We start from the raw sequence: 20483 nt of genomic DNA, 5'->3' as shown, positions 1-20483 counted from the left end.
ATAATATTTATATACCGTTGTGACGGGCTAATTGGTTCACCCTACCTTGGTATTTATTCCTGCTCACAACTACATAGCAGTGGATGCTCGTTGTCTCGTGCGTAACGATTAACTTGTTCAGCTTTGGTATGAGCTACATCGGCGCTGTAAACACCGCAAATTGCTTTACCGTTATGATGAACTTGAAGCATCACATCTGTTGCTCTATCGCTATCCATATTAAAAAACGTCATTAGTACTTCTATCACAAAGTCCATAGGCGTGTAATCATCATTATTTAAAATGACTTTATATTTTCGCGGTGGTTGCAATTTTTGCTTTTCACTGTCGCGAACTGTTTCAATAACACCAGAATCTTTCATGCCACTCATAATTAAATATAGTCTTGTCTTTAGAACTCAAGCAAACTTGAATAAAAAAATAAATAAATTGTTAAAAAATAGTCTAAAACACTTGACTGACTGGCTAAATAAACTACAGTCAAGTATAGATTGATTAATCATTAGTCAGTCTAGCAAATTACACGGTTTAGAATAACTAAATTAGTCAACTTATAGAAGGATGTAGAAGTATGGCTTGTGGAAAAGTCAAATGGTTCAACAATGCCAAAGGTTTTGGCTTCATCGTAGAAGACGGCAGCGAGACTGATATATTCGCTCATTACTCAACGATTGTAATGGACGGTTATAAAACACTTAAAGCTGGTCAAGATGTAACATTCGAATTGCAACAAGGTCCAAAAGGGTTACACGCAACGAATATTGCGCCTAACGATGAAATCTCTTAGGTAAAACCTATTCGAGTATCAAGCGAGCGACCTTGTTAAGATCCTCGCTTACTCTTCTCATTTAAATATATCTCTCACTTCCCTTGAAATTCCATTTCTTTACCCCAATTGTTTAATTGTTATTAGCCCTTTAGAGCCAAGCTTGTTACACTCTTGTTGCTTAAATTTAGCTTTTTCGTCATTTTGACGTAAGGCTTTTGGCTAATTTCATAATTTGCTTATTTGAGCTATAAGAATTTTACAGTCTGTCAGCTGTGGTTATTTTAATACTATGTATTGAGTTGCAACAGCTAACAGACTGCTTGCTGTTGTTTTATCAAGGCACTTAAGCTTGGTAATTCAAGGCTATCTATTGCATTGTTGAATATGGCTAATTAAGGGTTACTGCTAGCAGTCATTACCAAACATTACGCCAACTATCTAGGAATGATGATGACATCAAAAATTATCTATACTAAAACAGATGAAGCGCCAGCTCTTGCGACGTATTCATTGTTACCAATCATCCAAGCGTATACAAACGCTGCGGGTGTTGAAGTTGAAACTCGCGATATTTCATTAGCGGGCCGTGTAATTGCAAACTTCCCTGAGTACTTAACTGAAGATCAACGTATTGATGATGCACTTGCAGAATTAGGTGAAATGGCTAAAACACCTGAAGCTAACATTATCAAGTTACCTAATATCAGTGCTTCTATCCCTCAGCTACGTGCAGTAATCAAAGAGTTACAAGAAAAAGGTTACGCACTACCTGACTACCCTTCAGAACCAAAAACTGATGAAGAAAAGAAAGTTAAAGCAACTTACGACAAAATCAAAGGTTCTGCTGTAAACCCGGTACTTCGTGAAGGTAACTCAGACCGTCGTGCTCCAGGTTCAGTAAAAGAGTACGCACGTAACAATCCACACTCAATGGGTGCATGGAGCAAAGATTCACAGTCTTACGTTGCTAGCATGGAAGAAGGTGACTTCTTCGGTTCTGAGCAATCAGTCACTGTTGCAGAAGCAACTGACGTACGTATCGAGCATGTTGCTGAAAATGGTGACATTACAGTTCTTAAAGCAAGCACACCATTACTAGCGGGTGAAGTAATTGACGCTTCTCGCATGAGTGCTGCTAAGCTTCAAGCTTTCCTTGCAAAAGAAATTCAAGCAGCAAAAGACAAAGGCGTGTTGTTCTCATTACACATGAAAGCAACTATGATGAAAGTGTCTGACCCAATCATCTTCGGTCACGCTGTAAAAGTGTTCTTCAAAGACGTATTCACGAAACACGCTGATCTTTTCAAAGAACTAGATGTTGACGTAAACAACGGCTTTGGTGATGTATTCTCAAAAATCGAAAGCCTAGATGCAGCTAAGAAAGCTGAAATCGAAGCTGATATCCAAGCGGTATACGACAACAACCCTGCTATTGCAATGGTTGATTCTGACCGTGGTATCACAAACCTTCACGTACCAAGTGATGTGATCATCGATGCTTCAATGCCTGCTGCAATCCGTTCTAGCGGTCAAATGTGGAATAGCGAAGGTAAATTACAAGACACTAGCTTTGTAATTCCAGATCGTTGTTACTCAGGTGTTTACCAAGCAACAATCGATTTCTGTAAAGAAAATGGTGCATTCGATCCAACAACTATGGGTAGCGTACCTAACGTTGGTCTTATGGCTCAAAAAGCTGAAGAGTACGGTTCACACGACAAAACGTTTGAAGTAGCTGCTGCTGGTACAATCCGTGTAGTTGACACAGCTGGTACAACTTTACTTGAGCATGCTGTTGAGCAAGGTGATATCTGGCGTATGTGTCAGGTGAAAGACGCACCAATTCAAGATTGGGTTAAACTTGCTGTTAACCGCGCTCGAGCAACTAACACGCCTGCAGTTTTCTGGTTAGACGAAAACCGTGCACACGATGCTGAGCTAATCAAAAAAGTAAACGCGTATTTACCACAACATGATACTGACGGTCTTGAGATCCACATCTTAGCACCAATTGAAGCGACTAAGTTCTCATTAGAGCGCATCAAAGAAGGTAAAGACACTATTTCAGTAACTGGTAACGTTTTACGTGACTACTTAACTGACTTATTCCCAATTCTTGAGCTTGGTACAAGTGCTAAAATGCTTTCAATCGTACCACTTATGAATGGTGGTGGCTTATTCGAAACAGGTGCAGGTGGTTCAGCGCCTAAGCACGTTCAACAGTTCGAAAAAGAAAACCACTTACGTTGGGATTCATTAGGTGAGTTCTTAGCACTAGCGGCTTCTTTAGAGCACCTAGCGGTTAATACAGGTAATAAGAAAGCACAAGTACTTGCTGATACACTTGATAAAGCAACAGGTACTTTCCTAGCTGAAAACAAATCACCTTCACGTAAAGTGAAAGAGATTGATAACCGTGGTTCGCACTTCTTCCTTTCTTTATTCTGGGCACAAGAACTTGCTGCACAAAATGATGATGCGGAATTAAAAGCACAGTTCACACAAATCGCTGCTGATCTTGAGTCTCAAAAAGACCAAATCGTTACTGAATTAAACGATGCACAAGGTCCAGCAATGAGTGTTGGCGGTTACTTCCAACCAAATGATGAGTTAGCATTCAAAGCAATGCGTCCAAGCTCAACATTTAATGACATCCTAGCTAAACTGGTTTAATTCATTTAAACCTAATTAATTAGCTATAAGAGAGTTACCTCAATGTGTATTTACCACCAAAGAGGTAACTCTTTTTATTTTAGCGACTTAAAATCAATTTTTAACAATCACTCGTAGCGCTCACTTCACTTTTAGACCACTTTAGTAAAACCGTTTTAACACATTCGTAGTCAATCGGCTTGGCAACAAAATCATTCATTCCTGCGGCAAAACATCGTTGCTTATCAGCTTCAAGTACATTGGCTGTTAAGGCAATAATAGGGATAGCTCTATACTCTGGCATTTCTCTTATACGTATTGTTGCTTGCGGGCCATCAAGTACAGGCATCTGCATATCCATAAATATAATATCAAAACTATTTTGCAGATTATTTTCTCCACTATGTTCCTTACATAGCGCAACAGCCTGCTCGCCATCCCCTGCTATTTTTATTGAGCTTATACCAAACTCATTTAACATAGCTTCGATAACAACCTGATTAATGTCATTATCTTCTACTACAAGCACATGTAGTGTTGAAAAGTCTACTTGTTCCTCTTCGCTTTCTTGCCTAGTTTCGGCTTCAAACTTAGATTGCTCAATAACCTGTGTTGTTTTTAGCTCAAAATAAAAGTGAGACCCCTGCCCAACTTCACTCTCAACTTGTAAAGGGGCATCCATCAAATTTAGTAACTTACTTGAGATAGCAAGGCCGAGCCCTGTACCACCAAAGCGCCGTGTAATTGAGCTATCCGCTTGAGAAAACGCTTCAAATAACCTACCGAGATTTTCTTTTGCGATACCTATTCCTGTATCAATCACACTAAAATTGATGCTCAGATCATCGCCGTCTAGCTCATTAATTCTTACGTTTAGCGTAACACTACCTTTCTCGGTGAATTTAATTGCATTCCCTATAAGGTTTATCAACACTTGTTTTAGGCGGGCTTCATCAGCAAAGAAAACACAATGTTGATACTCTTCAGCAACAGAGATATTCAACTTAATATGCTTACTTTGGGCTTGCTCTTTAAATAAATGTTGGAGCTCATCTAGTAGCGAATTTAGATGTATTGGTACAGACTCTAACTCAATTTTAGAGGCTTCAATCTTACTTATATCTAAAATGTCGTTGATGATTACCAATAAACCAGCCCCTGAAGATTGAAGAATATTAAGCATCTTCATTTGTTCATGAGACAAACTGGTACGGCTCAACTGCCGCGCCATTCCTAAAATGCCATTCATAGGGGTTCTAATTTCATGGCTCATATTTGCTAGGAACTCTGATTTAACTTGGGTGGTGTGTTCTGCCGTTTTCTTGGCTTGGGTAAGATCTTGGCTTAACACCCGAAATCTATCTGCCGCAGTTGCAAGCACACCAATTTCATCGTTACGCTTTAAATCATAAATAGGAGCTGATAAATCACCAGCTAAGAAGTATTGAAAACTTGTAGTTAAACGTGTGATTGCGCGCGATATATGCAGGTGGAAAAAGATGGCAAGCGCTATAATGTAGATAACCACGCCAACAGCAAGAAAACGCAGAGTTTGGTCTGATTTTATTACTGTTTCTTGCGCTTCACTTTTAATCTTTTGTAATTTTGCTAGGGATTGCTCTCTGAGTTTATCTGCAAGGGTGCTGAACTCTATAGCATCGCCAGCCATAACAACATTAACCAAGCTTAAATAGTTTCGGTTAGCCTGCACGCCTCTCGAAAAAGCCTGTTTATATGTTTTAGCATGTTCACGGTTATTACTTAGATCAGTGTTGGTTTGTGACTGGTTTGATAAAATAGCCAGCGCCTTATTAACCGCTGCTCTTTTAGAGTAATCTTTTTTGGCAAGAAACAAAGACGCATCACGATGTAATTCATGCCATACATTGAGATGTTCAGTGATAGCCAGCTTCTCGTCATTGCTAGTCGCAGTTAATTTGAGGTTGGTTAATTCATTAATAGCTTCTAAATAGATTTGCGGTAACTCAACGTCAGCGAGCTGTGTTTTGATTTCATAGCGCTTTGCAAGTACTTCTAAATTGTCGCCATATCTACTTATAAGCTTCGCCATCGAATTGAGGTAAACTTGGCTTTGAAGCTCATCGCTTGTTAAATCAACGCTTTCTAACCGTGCTTTTATACTTTCAAAGTTCTCTATGATTTTGCTAAATACGGGTTTACTACCTGAGAATCCATAAACTGAAATATCACGCTGCATTTCAACAATATCTTTATTTATACGAAGTATACCCACGGCATAATTACTAATGCGGCTTATATCGTTAAAAGATGTTTCAATTCTTTGTAATCGCTTGTTCAAGACAAAATAACTCGCCCCCATTACAAGTAAAACGAGTATCAATGCCAATAACACTTTGGCTGCTAAAGACCTAGAAAAAATGGTTAGCAATGTAGCTCCTTATGAGTTCAACAACTCATACCATTTATCTAAACTGTAATCATAATTCGGCATTACCGTATTCCAGACCGCTATATTCGAAAAACGCTTGATATAGCTTCCTCCATCACGAGCTTGACCCGCTTGAACAGATATTTTGCCGTCTGTTCCGCGTAAATCCATGGATGCTTCTTGCCCTTCATACCAATATTGCCATTCTGCTTTTGACATAAGAGGCTGACTCCGCTCAGGATTAGAAATGTAATAACCTTGTCTTGCGATAAATGCGCCTGGATAGCCAGAAAGCCACCAATTCATGTATTCATAAGCAGCATCTTTAACATGTCCCTGTGCATTAGCTGATAAACACATTACTCCATGCCAAGCACGATAACCTTCTTTCGGTGAAGCATAAACAACCGGGATACCTTGCCCTTTGCAGGCACTAACACCGGGCGAAAACATACTTTGAATAGTAACGCGCTTCATTTTCATAAAATCAACAGACTGCGGTACCGAAGTCCAAAAACCGGCGAAATGACCTTGCCTTTTCTTTTGCAGTAATATTGCAAATAGCTGGTCAATTTCGCTAATACTCATATTACCCATATCTTTAAATGTCATCAGCCCATGCGCCTCGGCAGCCAGAGCTGCATCAAAAATACCAATTGTTGGTGCATTAACAAGGGCGACTTTGCCTTTATTCTTTTCATCGAGTAGCCAAGACCAAGACTCGGTTTGGTAAGGAATCCCCTTCTCTATGAACTGAGTGTTGTAACCAAACGAGTCGACATTATGCACGTAGGGCAAGAAACTAATTGCATCGCTTGGTGTAGTCGCAAGCGTTCCATCTGCTTGCACGTAAAGAAGTTTGTTGGGTGAGTCACCAGCGCCTAACTTCGCTTCAGGCACAATTTTACCTGTTTTAGAGAGTGGATTGATTTCATCCCAATAGGTAAGGCGCTCTGTTTCGATAGGTTGAATAGCCCCTGCTTGCCAGAGAATATTAATTGAATCTGACCATTGCTCATATAAGTCAAAGCTACTTGGGTCTGATGCTGCCTTTTGCAGCACCGCAGCACTGCCCATTGGGGTAAATTCAATATTAATACCCAGCTCAAGCATGGCTTTTTGCCTGAGTTCTCCTTGAAGAGTTACGTGGGTCCCCATAACCCTAATTGTGGGCGTGTTTTTAGCAAACACATAAGGAGCCTTGAAGGCAAGTGTTGAAGCCACAGCACCAAGACCTAATGTTTTTAAAAAGTCTCGGCGGTTATCTGAGTAGTCCATTTAGCAATCCAGCCTATTAAACCCATTAAAAGTATAGGTTAAATTTGAAAATTGCCTAAAATAACTACTAATTTACCCAGCGATAATGTTTCTAAGCCGAGTATTCACAAACTACAATTTCTTACATTAAAAAATGCTCATTAGCTGCCACAATTGCTTGCTCAATAGCCGTATTTTTTACAGGCTTTGAAACAAATAAATCCATTCCAGCTTGTTTACAAGCAGCTTTATCATCTGCAGAGGTATTGGCTGTTAGAGCAATGATATAAGTTTTATCCGTTGGGCAAATTTTCTCATCTCTTAAAATACGGGTTGCTTCAATACCATCCATTTCTGGCATTACGCAATCCATAAAAATCAGATTGTATTTGTTTTGCTTGCACTTATTTATCGCATCAATACCATCGCAGGCATAATCGGCCGTTAAGCCTAACTTTTCTAGGTGTGCTTTTAACACAAAGCGGTTAATTTGATTATCATCAACAACTAGTATCGATAAAGGCAAGGCTGAAAAGTCGATATCAGAGGTATGCAGCGTATCATGTGATTGTGGTTGCCCTAGCTTCAGAGGTAGTTGAATATCAAAACAACTGCCTTTTTGGAATTCGCTACTGACCTTTATTGTGCCCCCCATATAATCAATAAGCTCCTTCACTATTGCAAGGCCAAGACCCGTGCCCCCCTTTTTACGGTCCTTATTTAGCTCTTGGGTAAATGGTGAAAACAGTGACTTCATAAAGGTTTCTGTCATGCCTATGCCCGTATCAGAAACTCTTAAATTTAAGATGACATCGTCATTTTGAACCCTAGCAGATACGTATAACTTAATAGTGCCTTGCTCGGTAAACTTTAAGGCATTACTCAGTAAGTTAGACGCAATTTGAGTGAGTCGGGTGTTATCACAGTAAGTCCAACACTCTTCACTTATATCAATATCGACGTCAAAACGAAGGTCTTTTTCTTGGTATAAAGGCAAGTACAAAGACGCTAGATCAACAAAAACTGTTTTTAATAAAAAGTGACAGGGTTCCAACTTCAGCTCACCATGATTAATCTTGGTAAAATCAAGCACCTCGTTAATAATATTTAGTAATATATCAGCACTTCGTAGTGCCACTTTGAGTTTTTCTTCTCGCTTTTGCCCTGACTTTTCATAAAGTAAAGTCGTTAGCATGCCTGTAATGCCATTAAGCGGCGTGCGTAGTTCATGGCTAATCTTAGCCAGCAAGATACTTCTGTCTTCAAGTGTACGCTCAGCATCCACTTTTTGCTTTTTAAGCTCTTCACGAAGTAACACCTCTTTCGTTACATCTTGAAAAGTACCTATTAAACGAACATATTGCCCGTTTTCAAATTCTGCTTCGCCATACGTTGATACCCAAATATTATTGCCCTTTGCTGTAACTAGCTCAACTTCAATATTCCAATTTTTTCCTTGCTCAATAGCCTCTTGAACAACTTGTTGTATCGCATCTCGACTTTCACCTTCTTTATAAAACTCGATACCTGCTTCAATGTTTGGAGAGTAATCAACGGACACTTCATGGATTGCTTTAGTTTGTTTACTCCAGTACAACTTATTTTCTAGTAGGTCGAACTCCCAAGAGCCTATACGAGCAACTTCTTCGACTTGCGCGAGCATATAGTTCTTTTTGACTAATCTCTCAGATGAGGCATTACGTGCAAATTCATTGCCTAACCACTGAGCAAATAACTCTACATAATCGTGAGACTCTTCACTAAAAGGTTTTGACACGTTAGGCGCTGAGAAATTAACCGTACCGAACACCTTTTTGCCAACAAAAATAGGCGCGCCAATGTATGACTCAAGTTGAAAATTTTCATAACAAGGGTGCTGTGCAATGCGGCTATTAGAGGCATGATGAAATGAAAGCGCCTTATTAGCTTTAAGGGTGTGAGCACAGTAAGTTCCTTCTACATCGAACTGCGTACCAACCAGGATTGCATCATCAGGCGCGACAACATGAATGACCGTATAAAGCTTGTCATCAACTTGACTCACAATCGCAAATTCGAGAGCAAATACCTCTAAACCAAATTCTAGTAACTTGATTACTTTGTCTGAAAAATCAATTTCTTGATTGGATACTATATCGTGGAATTGGCGCAGAAAGTTCACAGTCACTCCTTGTCACTTAAAACTGCATCTAGTTCAAATTAGCATATCAATAAATTACTGAGCGTACACTTAAAACAGGCTAAAGAGCCAAATTTCATTAAAAACACCATGATATAGCATTAAAACATGCATTTTTTGGCTAACAAGAAAACCAATCTAAATTACTGCTTTACGCGTATATATTTGCAAAAATCACCATCACTATGTATAAAAAACACACACAGATATTAATTAAGGCAGCACTATGCATATTTTATTAACAGGTGGAACAGGCCTCATTGGTAGACATTTGTGCCCTTTTTTATTGAATCACCACAAGGTTACTGTGCTAACACGCAACCCTATTCAAGCCGCGGTCATACTGACTCATCAAGTACACACTGTTAAATCACTCGATGAAGTTAACTTTGAAGAGGTTGACGCTGTCATTAATCTAGCTGGAGAGCCAATCGTCAACAAGCGCTGGAGCGAGTCGCAAAAGCGCACTTTGTTGAATAGCCGGATTAATCTTACCTTACAGATAACTAAAGCAATTAGCCGCTGTGAATCGCCGCCTCATACCTTTATTTCTGGCAGTGCGATTGGCTTTTATGGCCGCCAAGAAAACCAGCCAATTGATGAAAGCTTTAATGATATTTATCCTGAATTTAGCCATGTTCTTTGCCGTGATTGGGAGCATGCAGCAACAAAAGCACAATCTAGCCAAACTCGAGTTTGCTTACTCCGTACAGGTATCGTATTAGCTAAGCAAGGTGGTGCTTTAGGTAAGATGCTGCCTGCCTTTAAATTTGGCTTGGGTGGACCATTAGGCCAAGGTCATCAAGGAATGTCGTGGATCCACATTGACGACATGATCCAACTCATCCTTTTTGTGCTTTCACATCAAGAGATACACGGGCCTGTCAATGCCACTGCGCCAAACCCTGTTGATAATAATGAATTTAGTCAAACACTCGCGAGTGTGATTTCGCGACCTGCCATGCTACGTATGCCTAGCTGGGTTTTAAAATTGATGATGGGAGAAATGTCTGATCTTCTGCTTCATGGTCAATTTGTGCTTCCGAATAAACTACTTAGTCACAATTACCGCTTCCACTATCCAACATTGAAGCCGGCATTAGAAAGCCTGAAACTATAGTTACAATATACGGGCTCTCAATACCCAACTAATACATAATAATTAAATAGATTTTAGTCGAGTAATTCTTCAGGGAAAGTCATGATGCATTTACCCACCATAATCAGCATCTCAATTTTATTGAATGTGATTATTGGGTCGTTCTTATTGTCTTTGTATTTTCAAAGACAACAAGTTGCATGTTAAACGCATCATGCATTTAGTATTACTCAAGTTGTGTTTCGTCATTCACGCTTTGATTATGGTAACCCAGTTTTCACTACTACTTAGTGATTACCTAGGTTTGTTGCAAACAGACTTGAAACAAATATTAGCTGTTATTCTCATAAGCCATATTGTTATTACCACACTAACCGCCATGATCTGGCCATTAATGATGTTCTTAGAGCATGAGCTGGTACTGAGTGACCTTGCTAATCGTGATTCGCTAACCGGTTTATTGAATCGTCGAGCGTTTATTAGCGTTAGTAACAATTATTTAGAACAAGCAAACAACAACCTAACAAAACTTTGCGCTTTGATGATAGATATCGATTTCTTCAAGAGAGTTAATGACCATGAAATAAACCTGTCTATCAGTATCGGTATTATCACCCATAAATCAGGCACAAATAATGTTAACGAGTTACTTGCTGAGGCCGACAAAGGCTTATACAAAGCGAAGTTAAATGGCCGTAATCAGGTTGTGACCATGGCATTTTAACGCAACAACTTGTTAGTTTAATTTAAACTCTCATTTAGCTGGCTTAGCTCATTCGTTACCCACCTTGCATCTAAACATTGCTCTAAGTTTAGTTGTGCAAATTTTAAAAAGTTGCGCGCCGCATGTGATAAATGGCGATCGGTGCGCACCACAAAATACCAATGGCTTGCCAAATTCACATCTTCAACATTTAGCATGCAAAAACTCGTATCGTGAGGTGGCAATACATGGCGCGAAACAACACCAAGCCCCATTCCTGAGCCAACAGCAACACGAATAGCCTCGTTACTCGCCATTTGCACTGTGTTGCTAAGGACAAAACCTCTGCTTTGCAGTTCACTCTCAAACAGCATTCGCGTAGCTGAACCTGGCTCGCGAAGTAAAAAACGTTCACTCACTAAGTCATGTAAAGTTACATGACTTTTACTCGCAAGCTTATGGTTATTTGCCGCAATAAATACAAGAGGATTTTGTAAAAACCGCCCCGCTTTTGCGTGTTCTAACGAAGGGGGGTGACTAAATACATAAATATCGTCTTCGCCTCTTTCAAATCGGGCAAGCACCTCAGCACGATTACCAATCTCTAGTGGCAATTCAACGTGCGGATGTAAATTACTATACGGACCAAGTAACTTAGGCAAAATATATTGTGCGGTGTTAACCATGGCTATTTTACAGCGCCCGCGCTCACCGCCTCTGAGTTCAGCTAAGTAATCTTGATAATCATCAAAATGACCAAACACCTGCTGACATGTTTGAAACAATGCAAAACCCGCTTCTGTAACATGTATACGCTGCTGATTAACCATCACTAATGGCTCATTAACTGTTTCTTGTAAGCGTTTAATTTGTTGCGAAACCGTTGGTTGCGTTAAGTGTAGCTGCCTTGCTGTTTCACTGATAGATCGCGTTTTTACCACACACATAAACACTTCTAGTAAGCGAAAAGAAATATGTCTTAAGTCCATAAAACCCAACCTATAGATGATTATCTATAAGATACTATCACTTATTTAATTATTTACTATGTGAATTTTTATCTAGAATAGCGGCGCTTTTAACCAAGAGGAGAACAAAGTGCCTGATATTGTTGTAATGTTTTTTGTTTTAGGACTCACAGCCGGATTACTTCGCTCTGACCTAAAAATTCCGCAAGCAACCTATGAAACCCTTAGCCTATTGTTGATGCTCACCATTGGCTTAAAAGGCGGCATGGTGCTACATGGCAATTTACATTGGCAACTCTTACCCGAAATGGGCGCTGTGTTAATGCTTGGCGGCTTAATACCTTTAATGCTTTACCCAGTTTTAAACAAACTGCTAAACCTCTCTGTTGCTAATAGCGCAAGTATTGCCGCCCACTATGGTTCTGTAAGTGCAGGTACATTCGCCGTTGCTTTAGCATATGCCGAATCGAACTCACTTAATGTGGGTGCTGAAGTCACGCTTTACTTAGTAATGCTTGAGTTACCTGCAATCATCGTTGGTTTATTACTATTCCGCCGTCTTGGAAATGGGTCTGGGCAAAACCTATCACTCAAAGCGCTATGGCATGAAACACTGACTAACAAAAGCGTGATTCTGCTTGTAGGTGGTGTAATTATTGGCATGATGTACGGCACACAACAAGGCAGCCAAGTAACTAGCCTGTTAACAAACAGCTTTAAAGTTGTATTAGCGTTATTCTTGCTCGAAATGGGTTTAATGGCCGCACAAACACTGCGTCCTATTCCATGGCATCATTGGCGTTTAGCATTATTTGCACTTATAACACCCAATCTATTGGGTGCTATCGGCGTCTGTGTGGGTACTGCCCTGCAACTCGAACTGGGCTCGGTGGTAATATTAGCAAGCCTAGTTGCTAGTGCCTCTTATATTGCTGCTCCAGCGGCTATTAAAGCAGCTATTCCTGATGCTGATATAGGCTTAGCCATGTTATGTTCTTTAGGTATTACCTTTCCTTTCAATGTATTACTAGGAATTGGCTTGTATCATCAAATAGCATTGTTTATGAGTTAAAAATTTCGCTAACTATCACTTTATGCATGAGATTTTTTAAAAAGTCGTTTAATATAAATAAAAAAGCAGTGCAAGGACATGCTATGTTCAATCAAACGCTTAGCACTGAGCAACAGCATGTAAGTGATATTTTTATGCGCTTATGTACGCTTTGCCATGTGCAAAATAATTTAGAATTAGAGCAACATTTATCATTACAACGTGGCTTTTGTGAGCAAAATATTAAGCTTGCAACTGTTCCTTATCAGTTAATTGATAAAGTGGCTAAAGCTTCTGAGGTTAGCTTTGATTCACTACTTAATGGTAATAACCAAACCACAGCTACACTTGATGGGCCACTCTTAGAAGCAGTGAGTAACGGTATTATCAAGAGTATAAAAAAGCTATCAATGGCGGGGTTAATTAAGGGCGAAAATCAAACGCAAGAAGCACTTAGTCAACTTGCAGATATTCAGCTAAAACAAATAGCAAAAGAGCTCAAAATACAAAGCCAGGTTAAATAACCTGGCTTTTTACTAATTCTTACCTTTGTACATTTTCTCGTAAATGTCGGATATGTTGTTTTGTTTATCGTAGTATCGCTGCAGCTCCCCAAGCGATAACTCCTTTATTTTATCGCTATCAAGCCCAGTCGGTTCTGCTAATTTAAAGTTTGCAGCGTGCGGTGAATTGCCCATTAAGGTTGCAATTTCGCTCTTTAGTTGTTCAGCTTTATTGAATAGTTTAATTGCTTTGCTGATATCTGTTTCATACTCGGCTTGTAACGTGCACCAAACCACCTCAACAGACTTAGACCTGATTTGATCTTCAAAGATATTTTTGCGCGCAATCAACCATGTACTTGCAATCAGCAAGATGGCTAAAACGGCAATGGCTATGTAAATTAGTTCAAGCATTACGATCCCTCGGTAAACTAAATGTTACTATACACCCAAACTTGGTCCGTAATACATCAGGAAAAAGCATTATAAATGCTAGTATGAGACTGAAATTCATCTAATAATTAATGTTAAGTTTTTGTTCCGAACGGCCAGCTTGGACTAAGTAATAGTTTTAATTTGGTTTTCAAAAGACCAGGAAACAACATTACAACAGCAAGCACAATACTAATGTAGAGCACAATAAAGCTATACATGTAGTGTATATAGGCGTGTTCTTCTTGAATGTTTAAGACAACAAATTTAACCCACACAATTAAATGTGCGATTGTCACTACGATCGTAAGCTTAGATACACTTAAAAACAGCTCGCCATACTTATAGCTGAATCGCTGATGCAATTTGTATAGGATATATAAACTTAAGAGGTTTATCCCAGCAACACTCAGATATACATTTTGAGCAATTCCACTTTCACCGGTTTCTTGCACATATATCAGTACTTTTTCCATTAGTAGAGATGTAAGTTGATATTTAAAAACAACCACGGCTATTGATAAGAAATCACTGAAGAGCTCTCTATTTCGTAGGGCTCTGTAAAATGATAGGACTAAAGCAACTGCATAACTTATTGCAATGATTACTTGCACTGAAAACACTTTATGAACAGCTGTTGCTACAAGCAACTCATTGTATAATTCGACTAAATATTGCATGAATCATCCTACTAAAGATGTTCATAATCATAATCTTATAGCAAAAAAAAAACCAGCTCTTAGCTGGTTTTCTTTACTTTATATTAATTTTCTTTTTTCTTCGGGTTAAGAATGATTATCCCACCAGTTCCCTGTAATTCTTGATTTTTCTTTTTCGGGTTTAGAATAATAATTCCACCAGTACCTTGAAGTTTTGTTGTATCAAAGCTTGAAACTGGTGCTGCGTCGAATGCTAAAGTAGATAGTAATAAAGCTGATAAAGTCATTTTTTTGTTCCTTCATTGTTAAAGATAGTTTTCGTTAGCAAATACCGAGCCACTAAAATACAAATTGGGTAAAAACTAACGACTAGCCCCTATATAAGCATAAAACTAAACCGTTAGGCCATTTTTTATACTAGTTAGTTGCAAAACCTTCTCTAAAGAACGCAGTTGTCATAAGAGCCCAAAAGTTAAATTCTAAAAAAGAGTCAAAAACTTAAAACAACTCAGTTGATAGCTAATAGAAAGTGCTGCATCAAAATAAAGTAAAACAATATTGATTAAGCTCTACTTATTTTAGAACCGTTACGATACAACATAGATGGGATAATTATTTGTGCCGCATTGAATAAGCGCATAAAAAAAGCGCTAGTTAGGAGCTAGCGCTTTGGGTCAACAAATAAAAAATTGGCCGTCAGGCTTTAGACTATACACAAAAGTTTCAATTTCAGATTTCAGTGCATTGACTATACTGCTTATAAAAGAATGCCGTTGATCTTGAGAATCTAAGTATCTTAGTATCTCTGTTTGATACTGAATTGCAGACTCAATTGAATAAGTAATTGTGTAGAGTATTTTGAATTGTTGACGTGACACAACATGGTGTTGATTTTCAAAATCAATTTTGAATACTAGATACTGGCCCCGCTGGTCTAAGTAGGTACAGGTGCCTTTATTTTTGATACACTGAAGTATTATCTTTTTAATAAAGATATCAAATTCATTCATATTATTCCCTTAAAAACAAAGTCCATCCCTTGGACTCAATTTAGGAATTTACCAAATATTTTTGACGATTCCAAGAGTTCTCCTCAGCTATAAATTGATATATTTTCATTTAATAAGATATGTTTTTGTTTTTAATTTTTTAACCCATGAGGCTATCAAGCTCTTTTATTACAATATTTATTGAACGTGATCGAGCATACCAGCATCACATAAACAGGTTTTGTTACGCTTTATGTTTATGTTTTGCTAGTTGGCAAGAAGTGAGCCCATCGCGTTCTAAAATTTAAGAATTATTTTTAGTTTTCAGATAGCCATCAATTTAGTCTCGCCAAAATACTTTATTATAAAAACCATTAGTACAGCTTATCTTCACTCTCGACACTTTACCTATTAACAATAATATGCTCCTTTTGCTGATATCCTTACACTAAAGCTATCTCTGTGAGATAATGTGCTGAGCTCTTGATTCTTGCCAATAAATTTCGGAGTTTAGTATCACTTAATGGCATTTAAATTTTTATACATACTTACAAAAAAATTATACACGATACTATACACACCTTTGATCATTGCAAGAAACACGAAGTAACTAGAAGAACTAAAAACAAGCCCAAACACATTGAATTTAAAGGCTTAGGATATTGCATGGCAAATAGAGAATACTACGACACACCCCCTACGATATATTGGCACGACTACGAAACATTTGGCGCAAGCCCGCAAAAGGACCGCCCAAGTCAATTTGCAGGTATTCGTACCGATCTCGATTTAAATATTATTGGTGAGCCGTTAATTGAGTATTGCAAGCCAGCTGCCGATTACTTGCCCCACCCTGAAGCGTGTTTAATAACGGGTATTACCCCGCAAGTTGCGATGCAAAAAGGCTTAGTCGAAGCTGAGTTTATGGCAAAGATCCATGCTGAATTTAGTCAACCTAATACCTGTGTTGCGGGCTATAACAGCATCCGTTTTGATGATGAAGTCACACGTTACAGCTTATATCGTAACTTTTATGACCCATACGAGCGTGAATACAAAAACAATAATAGCCGCTGGGATATTATTGATTTAGTGCGTGCCTGTTATGCACTACGCCCTGAAGGCATTGAGTGGCCGCTCAAAGAAGACGGTACACCGAGCTTTAAGCTCGAGCATTTAACCGTTGCCAATGGCATTGAGCACGCTGCCGCTCACGATGCATTAAGTGATGTAACGGCAACCATAGCGTTGGCAAAATTAATAAAAGAAAAACAACCTAAGTTGTATCAGTTCTTCTTTAGCTTACGCTCTAAAAAAGCACTGGCTGATTTAGTTGATGTATTTAACATGACACCACTGGTGCACACTTCATCACGAATTCCGGCAAGCCAAGGCTGCACCAGCTGGATTGCACCAATGAGCTTTCACCCAGTCAATAAAAACGCCATTATTTGCTTTAATTTAACTGAAGATCCGCAAGTTCTATTAGATTTATCAGTTGAAGAGCTACGCACGCGTCTTTACACAAAACACAGCGACCTTGGCGAAGACGAAGCACCAGTAGGCTTAAAACTCGTGCATTTAAACAAGTGCCCTATTCTTGCACCAGCAAAAACCTTGTTACCAGAGAACGCAGCCCGTTTAGGTATTGACCGCGAAAAGTGCCTACAAAATCTCGCTATTTTAAAAGCCAACACTGAGCTTCGCGACAAAGTAACCGAAGTGTTTAACGAACAACGTGATTACGGCGAAACCACTAACCCTGATTATCAACTTTATGATGGTTTTACCAGCCATGCTGATAAAGCAAAATTTGCTATGATACGTGATGCAAGCCCTGAGCAATTAGCCTCAATGCAGCTTGATTTCGATGATAAAAAGTTTGCTACCTTGTTATTTAGATACCGCGCTCGAAACTGGCCACACACCCTTAGCCAGGATGAATTAGCCACTTGGCGTCAGTATTGCCAAAACAAGCTAATGCATGGTGAAGATAGCCCGTCGATCAGTGGCCAAGATTTCATGATCACTCTCGAAAATCTAGCTCATGAAAATGATGATAACGAGAAAAATCTTCATATTTTAAAAGCGTTGTATAATTACGCACAAAGCATGTAAAAAAACGCGACAATTATTGTCGCGTTTTTTATGAATATTACTTTTTATGTAACGCTTCTATACGCGCTAATAAGCTTGAGGTGTCGTAGCGGCCGCCGCCTAAAGCTTGTACATCGGCGTAATATTGATCAACTGTTGCCGTCATCGGCAAAGTTGCGCCGTTTGCCTTTGCCTCATCCAAAGCGATGCCTAAATCTTTGCGCATCCAATCAACAGCAAAACCAAATTCGTATTCGCCAGCCCACATTGTTTTGTAGCGGTTTTCCATCTGCCATGAGCCTGCAGCGCCTTTAGAGATGGTTTCAATTACTTTTTCACCATCAAGGCCAGCTTGTTTTGCAAAGTGTAAACCCTCAGCCAAGCCTTGTACCACACCCGCAATACAAATTTGATTTACCATTTTACACAGTTGACCAGAACCTACTTCTCCTAATAATTGGCTAAAACGGCTAAAAGCAGCCATGACAGGTTGAACAACATTAAAGTCGGCTTCGTCGCCACCAACCATCACAGTTAATACACCATTTTCTGCACCCGCTTGGCCGCCAGAAACCGGCGCATCTAAAAATGCGATGCCTTGTAATTTTGCTTGAGCACCAACTTCACGTGCCACTTCAGCCGATGTTGTAGTGTGGTCAACTAAATAGCTGCCCTCATGCATGCTTGCTAGCACACCATTTTCACCATAAACAACTGAACGTAAATCATCATCATTGCCTACACACATGAAAACGATATCAGCCCCTTTTGCGGCTTCACTTGGCGTTTCAGCGTATTCACCTTGATACTCTGATACCCACTTTTGCGCTTTAGCAGTTGTTCGGTTGTAAACTGTCACACTATGACCTGCGTTGGCAAGGTGACCCGCCATTGGGTAACCCATTACACCTAATCCGATGAAGGCGACTTTCATTGACATAAAACTGACCTATTTGAGTGATAAATTAGTAACAATTTCATTATCTCAACCGAATAACTAAAAAGCGAATGAAAAAAAGTTCATTTAAACCGTTTAAAAACACACAGGTAAAACATGGATAGTATATATCGTTTCAATGCCCAGCTTGCATCTGGTGAAAACTTTAGCCTTGAATCGTTACAAGGAAAAACAGCGCTTATCGTCAATATTGCCAGCAAATGTAATTTTTCAGTGCAAATGGCAAGCCTTGAAAAGCTGTATCAAGAATATAAACAGCAAGGTTTTACCGTACTCGGTTTTGCTTGCAATCAATTTGGCCACAATGAGCCACTTGATGGCAATGAGCTTAAAGCCTTTTATCAGCAACACTTTGATGTCAGCTTTCCTATTTTTAACAAGGTGTTAGTCAACGGCCCAGACGCCCATCCTTTATTTAATTATTTAAAGTGTCATACCCGTGGCATTGCACAAAACCGTGCAATTAAATGGAATTTCACCAAATTTCTTATAAACTCAGAGGGTCAACTCGTTGCGCGATATGCCCCGCGCACCAAACCCGAAACCCTCAAAATGGTGATAGAGAGTAATTTAAATGATGAAACTGGCCTTATTCAGTGCGCAAAAGTATGAGCAACCGATTTTTGAAAGGAATCTAACTGAATACGCTGAGTCTGTTTCGCTCAGTTATTTTGAGCAATCCTTAAACAGCAATACCACGCCCCTCTGCCAAGGTTTCGATGCAGTGTGCGTGTTTGTAAACGATACGGTCGACAAACACGTCATTGCAGATATGGCGGCTGTTGGCATTAAAGCAATCTTATTGCGCTGTGCAGGCTTCAATAATGTAGACCTTGATGCTGCCAAAGAGCATAACATCAAGGTTTGCCGCGTGCCCGCTTACAGCCCAGAAGCAGTAGCAGAGCATTGTATTGCCCTTATGCTAACGCTCAACCGAAAAACCCATAAAGCCTTTAACCGAGTACGTGAAGGCAACTTTGATTTAAACGGTTTACTTGGTTTTAATCTGTTTAAAAAAACTATTGGGATTATCGGCTGTGGCAAAATCGGTTTAGCGCTAGTAAATATATTAAATGGCTTTGGTGCTAAGGTACTCGTGTGCGACCCAATGGCTGGTGAAGGCCCTTACACACTATGCGATTTAGACACATTGCTTTCCCAAAGTGATGTCATCTCTTTGCACTGCCCGCTCAACGAGCATACCCATCATTTAATTGATGCTAGCGCATTTAAGAAGATGAAAGACGGTGTCATGCTGATTAACACCTCTCGTGGTGCACTTCTTGATACTCAAGCATGTATTCAAGCGCTTAAGTCTAAAAAGCTTGGACACCTAGGGCTTGATGTGTATGAGCAAGAGTCAGAGTTATTCTTTAAAGATCACCGTGAAGAAATCATGCAAGACGATATTTTTTCACGCCTTATTAGCTTTCCAAATGTGTTAGTGACAGGCCACCAAGGCTTCTTCACCCAAGAAGCACTTAGCGAAATAGCCTGCACCACATTACAAAGTGCTAATGAAATAAGCCAAGACTTACCATTAACTAACGAAGTTATTTAAAGCAAGCGCACCTTAAATTAAAAAAGGCGTGAGGTTTAAACCCTACGCCTTTTACTTTTCCCTTTTCCCTAGCAACTAGCAACTAGTACTCTTTCACATATATTTTGATCAGTTGCCCTTACTTAAATTCAGGTAACTGATCTTTTTCAATCAATAATTCAATACTCCTGCTTTTTCCAGTAACTGATGTTATAAA

Annotated in this window: 18 protein-coding genes; 9 read left to right on the top strand and 9 right to left on the bottom strand. The window is 39.3% G+C overall.

The genetic code is table 11. The features are described 5' to 3' along the window. Positions 1-53: 53 nt before the first annotated feature. Positions 54-362 (bottom strand): ATP-dependent Clp protease adapter ClpS, encoded by a 309-nt coding sequence (gene clpS / locus HUS62_RS10930; protein ID WP_161804337.1) that lies wholly within the window; start codon positions 360-362, stop codon positions 54-56. 209 nt (positions 363-571) lie between these two features. Between clpS and cspD the strand changes: the two genes are divergently transcribed. After that, positions 572-787, top strand: a complete 216-nt coding sequence (gene cspD, locus HUS62_RS10925; RefSeq protein WP_036968098.1) for a cold shock domain-containing protein CspD — start codon at positions 572-574, stop codon at positions 785-787. 432 nt (positions 788-1219) lie between these two features. After that, positions 1220-3442 (top strand): NADP-dependent isocitrate dehydrogenase, encoded by a 2223-nt coding sequence (locus tag HUS62_RS10920; protein WP_062564528.1) that lies wholly within the window; start codon positions 1220-1222, stop codon positions 3440-3442. Between the two features lie 100 nt (positions 3443-3542). On the opposite strand, the gene HUS62_RS10915 is transcribed toward HUS62_RS10920, so the two are convergent. The 3 genes from HUS62_RS10915 to HUS62_RS10905 form a co-directional block, all read right to left on the bottom strand. Further along, entirely contained in the window at positions 3543-5831 is a 2289-nt protein-coding gene (locus HUS62_RS10915) for an ATP-binding protein (protein WP_175079538.1), read from the bottom strand. 9 nt (positions 5832-5840) lie between these two features. Next, a complete protein-coding gene (locus HUS62_RS10910; RefSeq protein ID WP_175079537.1) occupies positions 5841-7109 on the bottom strand; it encodes a PotD/PotF family extracellular solute-binding protein in 1269 nt (422 codons plus the stop codon). A 121-nt stretch (positions 7110-7230) separates the two neighbouring features. Continuing rightward, positions 7231-9249 (bottom strand): hybrid sensor histidine kinase/response regulator, encoded by a 2019-nt coding sequence (locus HUS62_RS10905; protein WP_175079536.1) that lies wholly within the window; start codon positions 9247-9249, stop codon positions 7231-7233. Between the two features lie 244 nt (positions 9250-9493). Between HUS62_RS10905 and HUS62_RS10900 the strand changes: the two genes are divergently transcribed. Together HUS62_RS10900 and HUS62_RS10895 are read left to right on the top strand one after the other, a co-directional pair. Further along, positions 9494-10387, top strand: a complete 894-nt coding sequence (locus HUS62_RS10900) for a TIGR01777 family oxidoreductase (RefSeq protein ID WP_175079535.1) — start codon at positions 9494-9496, stop codon at positions 10385-10387. Positions 10388-10628: 241 nt separating this feature from the next. Then, positions 10629-11090: a GGDEF domain-containing protein gene (locus HUS62_RS10895; RefSeq protein WP_175079534.1), complete on the top strand. Its 462-nt coding sequence runs from the start codon at positions 10629-10631 to the stop codon at positions 11088-11090. A gap of 17 nt (positions 11091-11107) precedes the next feature. Here the strand turns inward: HUS62_RS10895 and HUS62_RS10890 are convergent, their stop codons facing one another. Further along, the gene (locus tag HUS62_RS10890) at positions 11108-12058 is read right to left on the bottom strand and encodes a LysR family transcriptional regulator (protein WP_175079533.1); all 951 of its coding nucleotides are present in this window, start codon (positions 12056-12058) and stop codon (positions 11108-11110) included. 109 nt (positions 12059-12167) lie between these two features. Between HUS62_RS10890 and HUS62_RS10885 the strand changes: the two genes are divergently transcribed. Next, the gene (locus tag HUS62_RS10885) at positions 12168-13109 is read left to right on the top strand and encodes a sodium-dependent bicarbonate transport family permease (RefSeq protein WP_175079532.1); all 942 of its coding nucleotides are present in this window, start codon (positions 12168-12170) and stop codon (positions 13107-13109) included. An 83-nt stretch (positions 13110-13192) separates the two neighbouring features. Further along, positions 13193-13612 carry a hypothetical protein gene (locus HUS62_RS10880; protein ID WP_175079531.1) on the top strand — a complete coding sequence of 140 codons (420 nt, stop codon included), beginning with the start codon at positions 13193-13195 and terminating at the stop codon, positions 13610-13612. A 12-nt stretch (positions 13613-13624) separates the two neighbouring features. Here the strand turns inward: HUS62_RS10880 and HUS62_RS10875 are convergent, their stop codons facing one another. The 3 genes from HUS62_RS10875 to HUS62_RS10865 all read right to left on the bottom strand — a co-directional run bounded on the left by HUS62_RS10875 (position 13625) and on the right by HUS62_RS10865 (position 14969). Then, a complete protein-coding gene (locus HUS62_RS10875) occupies positions 13625-14005 on the bottom strand; it encodes a hypothetical protein (protein ID WP_175079530.1) in 381 nt (126 codons plus the stop codon). A 113-nt stretch (positions 14006-14118) separates the two neighbouring features. Continuing rightward, positions 14119-14703, bottom strand: a complete 585-nt coding sequence (locus HUS62_RS10870) for a hypothetical protein (protein WP_175079529.1) — start codon at positions 14701-14703, stop codon at positions 14119-14121. An 83-nt stretch (positions 14704-14786) separates the two neighbouring features. Continuing rightward, the gene (locus HUS62_RS10865; RefSeq protein ID WP_055196764.1) at positions 14787-14969 is read right to left on the bottom strand and encodes a hypothetical protein; all 183 of its coding nucleotides are present in this window, start codon (positions 14967-14969) and stop codon (positions 14787-14789) included. Between the two features lie 1368 nt (positions 14970-16337). On the opposite strand from HUS62_RS10865, the gene sbcB reads away from it, so the two are divergent. After that, positions 16338-17789, top strand: a complete 1452-nt coding sequence (gene sbcB, locus HUS62_RS10860) for an exodeoxyribonuclease I (RefSeq protein WP_175079528.1) — start codon at positions 16338-16340, stop codon at positions 17787-17789. 37 nt (positions 17790-17826) lie between these two features. Here sbcB and HUS62_RS10855 read toward each other — a convergent pair whose 3' ends face one another. Continuing rightward, complete coding sequence (locus tag HUS62_RS10855) at positions 17827-18708, bottom strand: NAD(P)-dependent oxidoreductase (protein WP_105174004.1); 882 nt, start codon at positions 18706-18708, stop codon at positions 17827-17829. A 114-nt stretch (positions 18709-18822) separates the two neighbouring features. Here HUS62_RS10855 and HUS62_RS10850 point away from each other — a divergent pair, with 114 nt between their 5' ends. Further along, positions 18823-19338, top strand: coding sequence for a glutathione peroxidase (locus HUS62_RS10850; protein ID WP_054551485.1), 516 nt, complete (start codon positions 18823-18825; stop codon positions 19336-19338). Further along, on the top strand, positions 19304-20287 hold the full coding sequence (locus HUS62_RS10845) for a 2-hydroxyacid dehydrogenase (protein WP_175079588.1): 984 nt from the start codon (positions 19304-19306) through the stop codon (positions 20285-20287). Before HUS62_RS10850 ends, HUS62_RS10845 begins: the two co-directional genes overlap by 35 nt. Positions 20288-20483: the final 196 nt, after the last annotated feature.

Origin of the sequence: Pseudoalteromonas sp. 0303 (genome assembly GCF_013349995.1) — a bacterium.
Taxonomy (GTDB): Bacteria; Pseudomonadota; Gammaproteobacteria; order Enterobacterales; family Alteromonadaceae; genus Pseudoalteromonas.
Note: the sequence above shows the minus strand (reverse complement) of the source record. Positions and strands in the feature narration are given on the sequence as shown.

Coding starts and splice junctions, on each gene's coding strand:
- HUS62_RS10875 (WP_175079530.1), bottom strand. CDS start 14,005: ATGCTTGAACTAATTTACATAGCCATTGCCGTTTTAGCCATCTTGCTG.
- HUS62_RS10895 (WP_175079534.1), top strand. CDS start 10,629: ATGGTAACCCAGTTTTCACTACTACTTAGTGATTACCTAGGTTTGTTG.
- HUS62_RS10855 (WP_105174004.1), bottom strand. CDS start 18,708: ATGTCAATGAAAGTCGCCTTCATCGGATTAGGTGTAATGGGTTACCCA.
- cspD (WP_036968098.1), top strand. CDS start 572: ATGGCTTGTGGAAAAGTCAAATGGTTCAACAATGCCAAAGGTTTTGGC.
- HUS62_RS10900 (WP_175079535.1), top strand. CDS start 9,494: ATGCATATTTTATTAACAGGTGGAACAGGCCTCATTGGTAGACATTTG.
- HUS62_RS10920 (WP_062564528.1), top strand. CDS start 1,220: ATGACATCAAAAATTATCTATACTAAAACAGATGAAGCGCCAGCTCTT.
- sbcB (WP_175079528.1), top strand. CDS start 16,338: ATGGCAAATAGAGAATACTACGACACACCCCCTACGATATATTGGCAC.
- HUS62_RS10880 (WP_175079531.1), top strand. CDS start 13,193: ATGTTCAATCAAACGCTTAGCACTGAGCAACAGCATGTAAGTGATATT.
- HUS62_RS10865 (WP_055196764.1), bottom strand. CDS start 14,969: ATGACTTTATCAGCTTTATTACTATCTACTTTAGCATTCGACGCAGCA.
- HUS62_RS10870 (WP_175079529.1), bottom strand. CDS start 14,703: ATGCAATATTTAGTCGAATTATACAATGAGTTGCTTGTAGCAACAGCT.
- HUS62_RS10850 (WP_054551485.1), top strand. CDS start 18,823: ATGGATAGTATATATCGTTTCAATGCCCAGCTTGCATCTGGTGAAAAC.
- HUS62_RS10890 (WP_175079533.1), bottom strand. CDS start 12,058: ATGGACTTAAGACATATTTCTTTTCGCTTACTAGAAGTGTTTATGTGT.
- clpS (WP_161804337.1), bottom strand. CDS start 362: ATGAAAGATTCTGGTGTTATTGAAACAGTTCGCGACAGTGAAAAGCAA.
- HUS62_RS10845 (WP_175079588.1), top strand. CDS start 19,304: ATGAAACTGGCCTTATTCAGTGCGCAAAAGTATGAGCAACCGATTTTT.
- HUS62_RS10910 (WP_175079537.1), bottom strand. CDS start 7,109: ATGGACTACTCAGATAACCGCCGAGACTTTTTAAAAACATTAGGTCTT.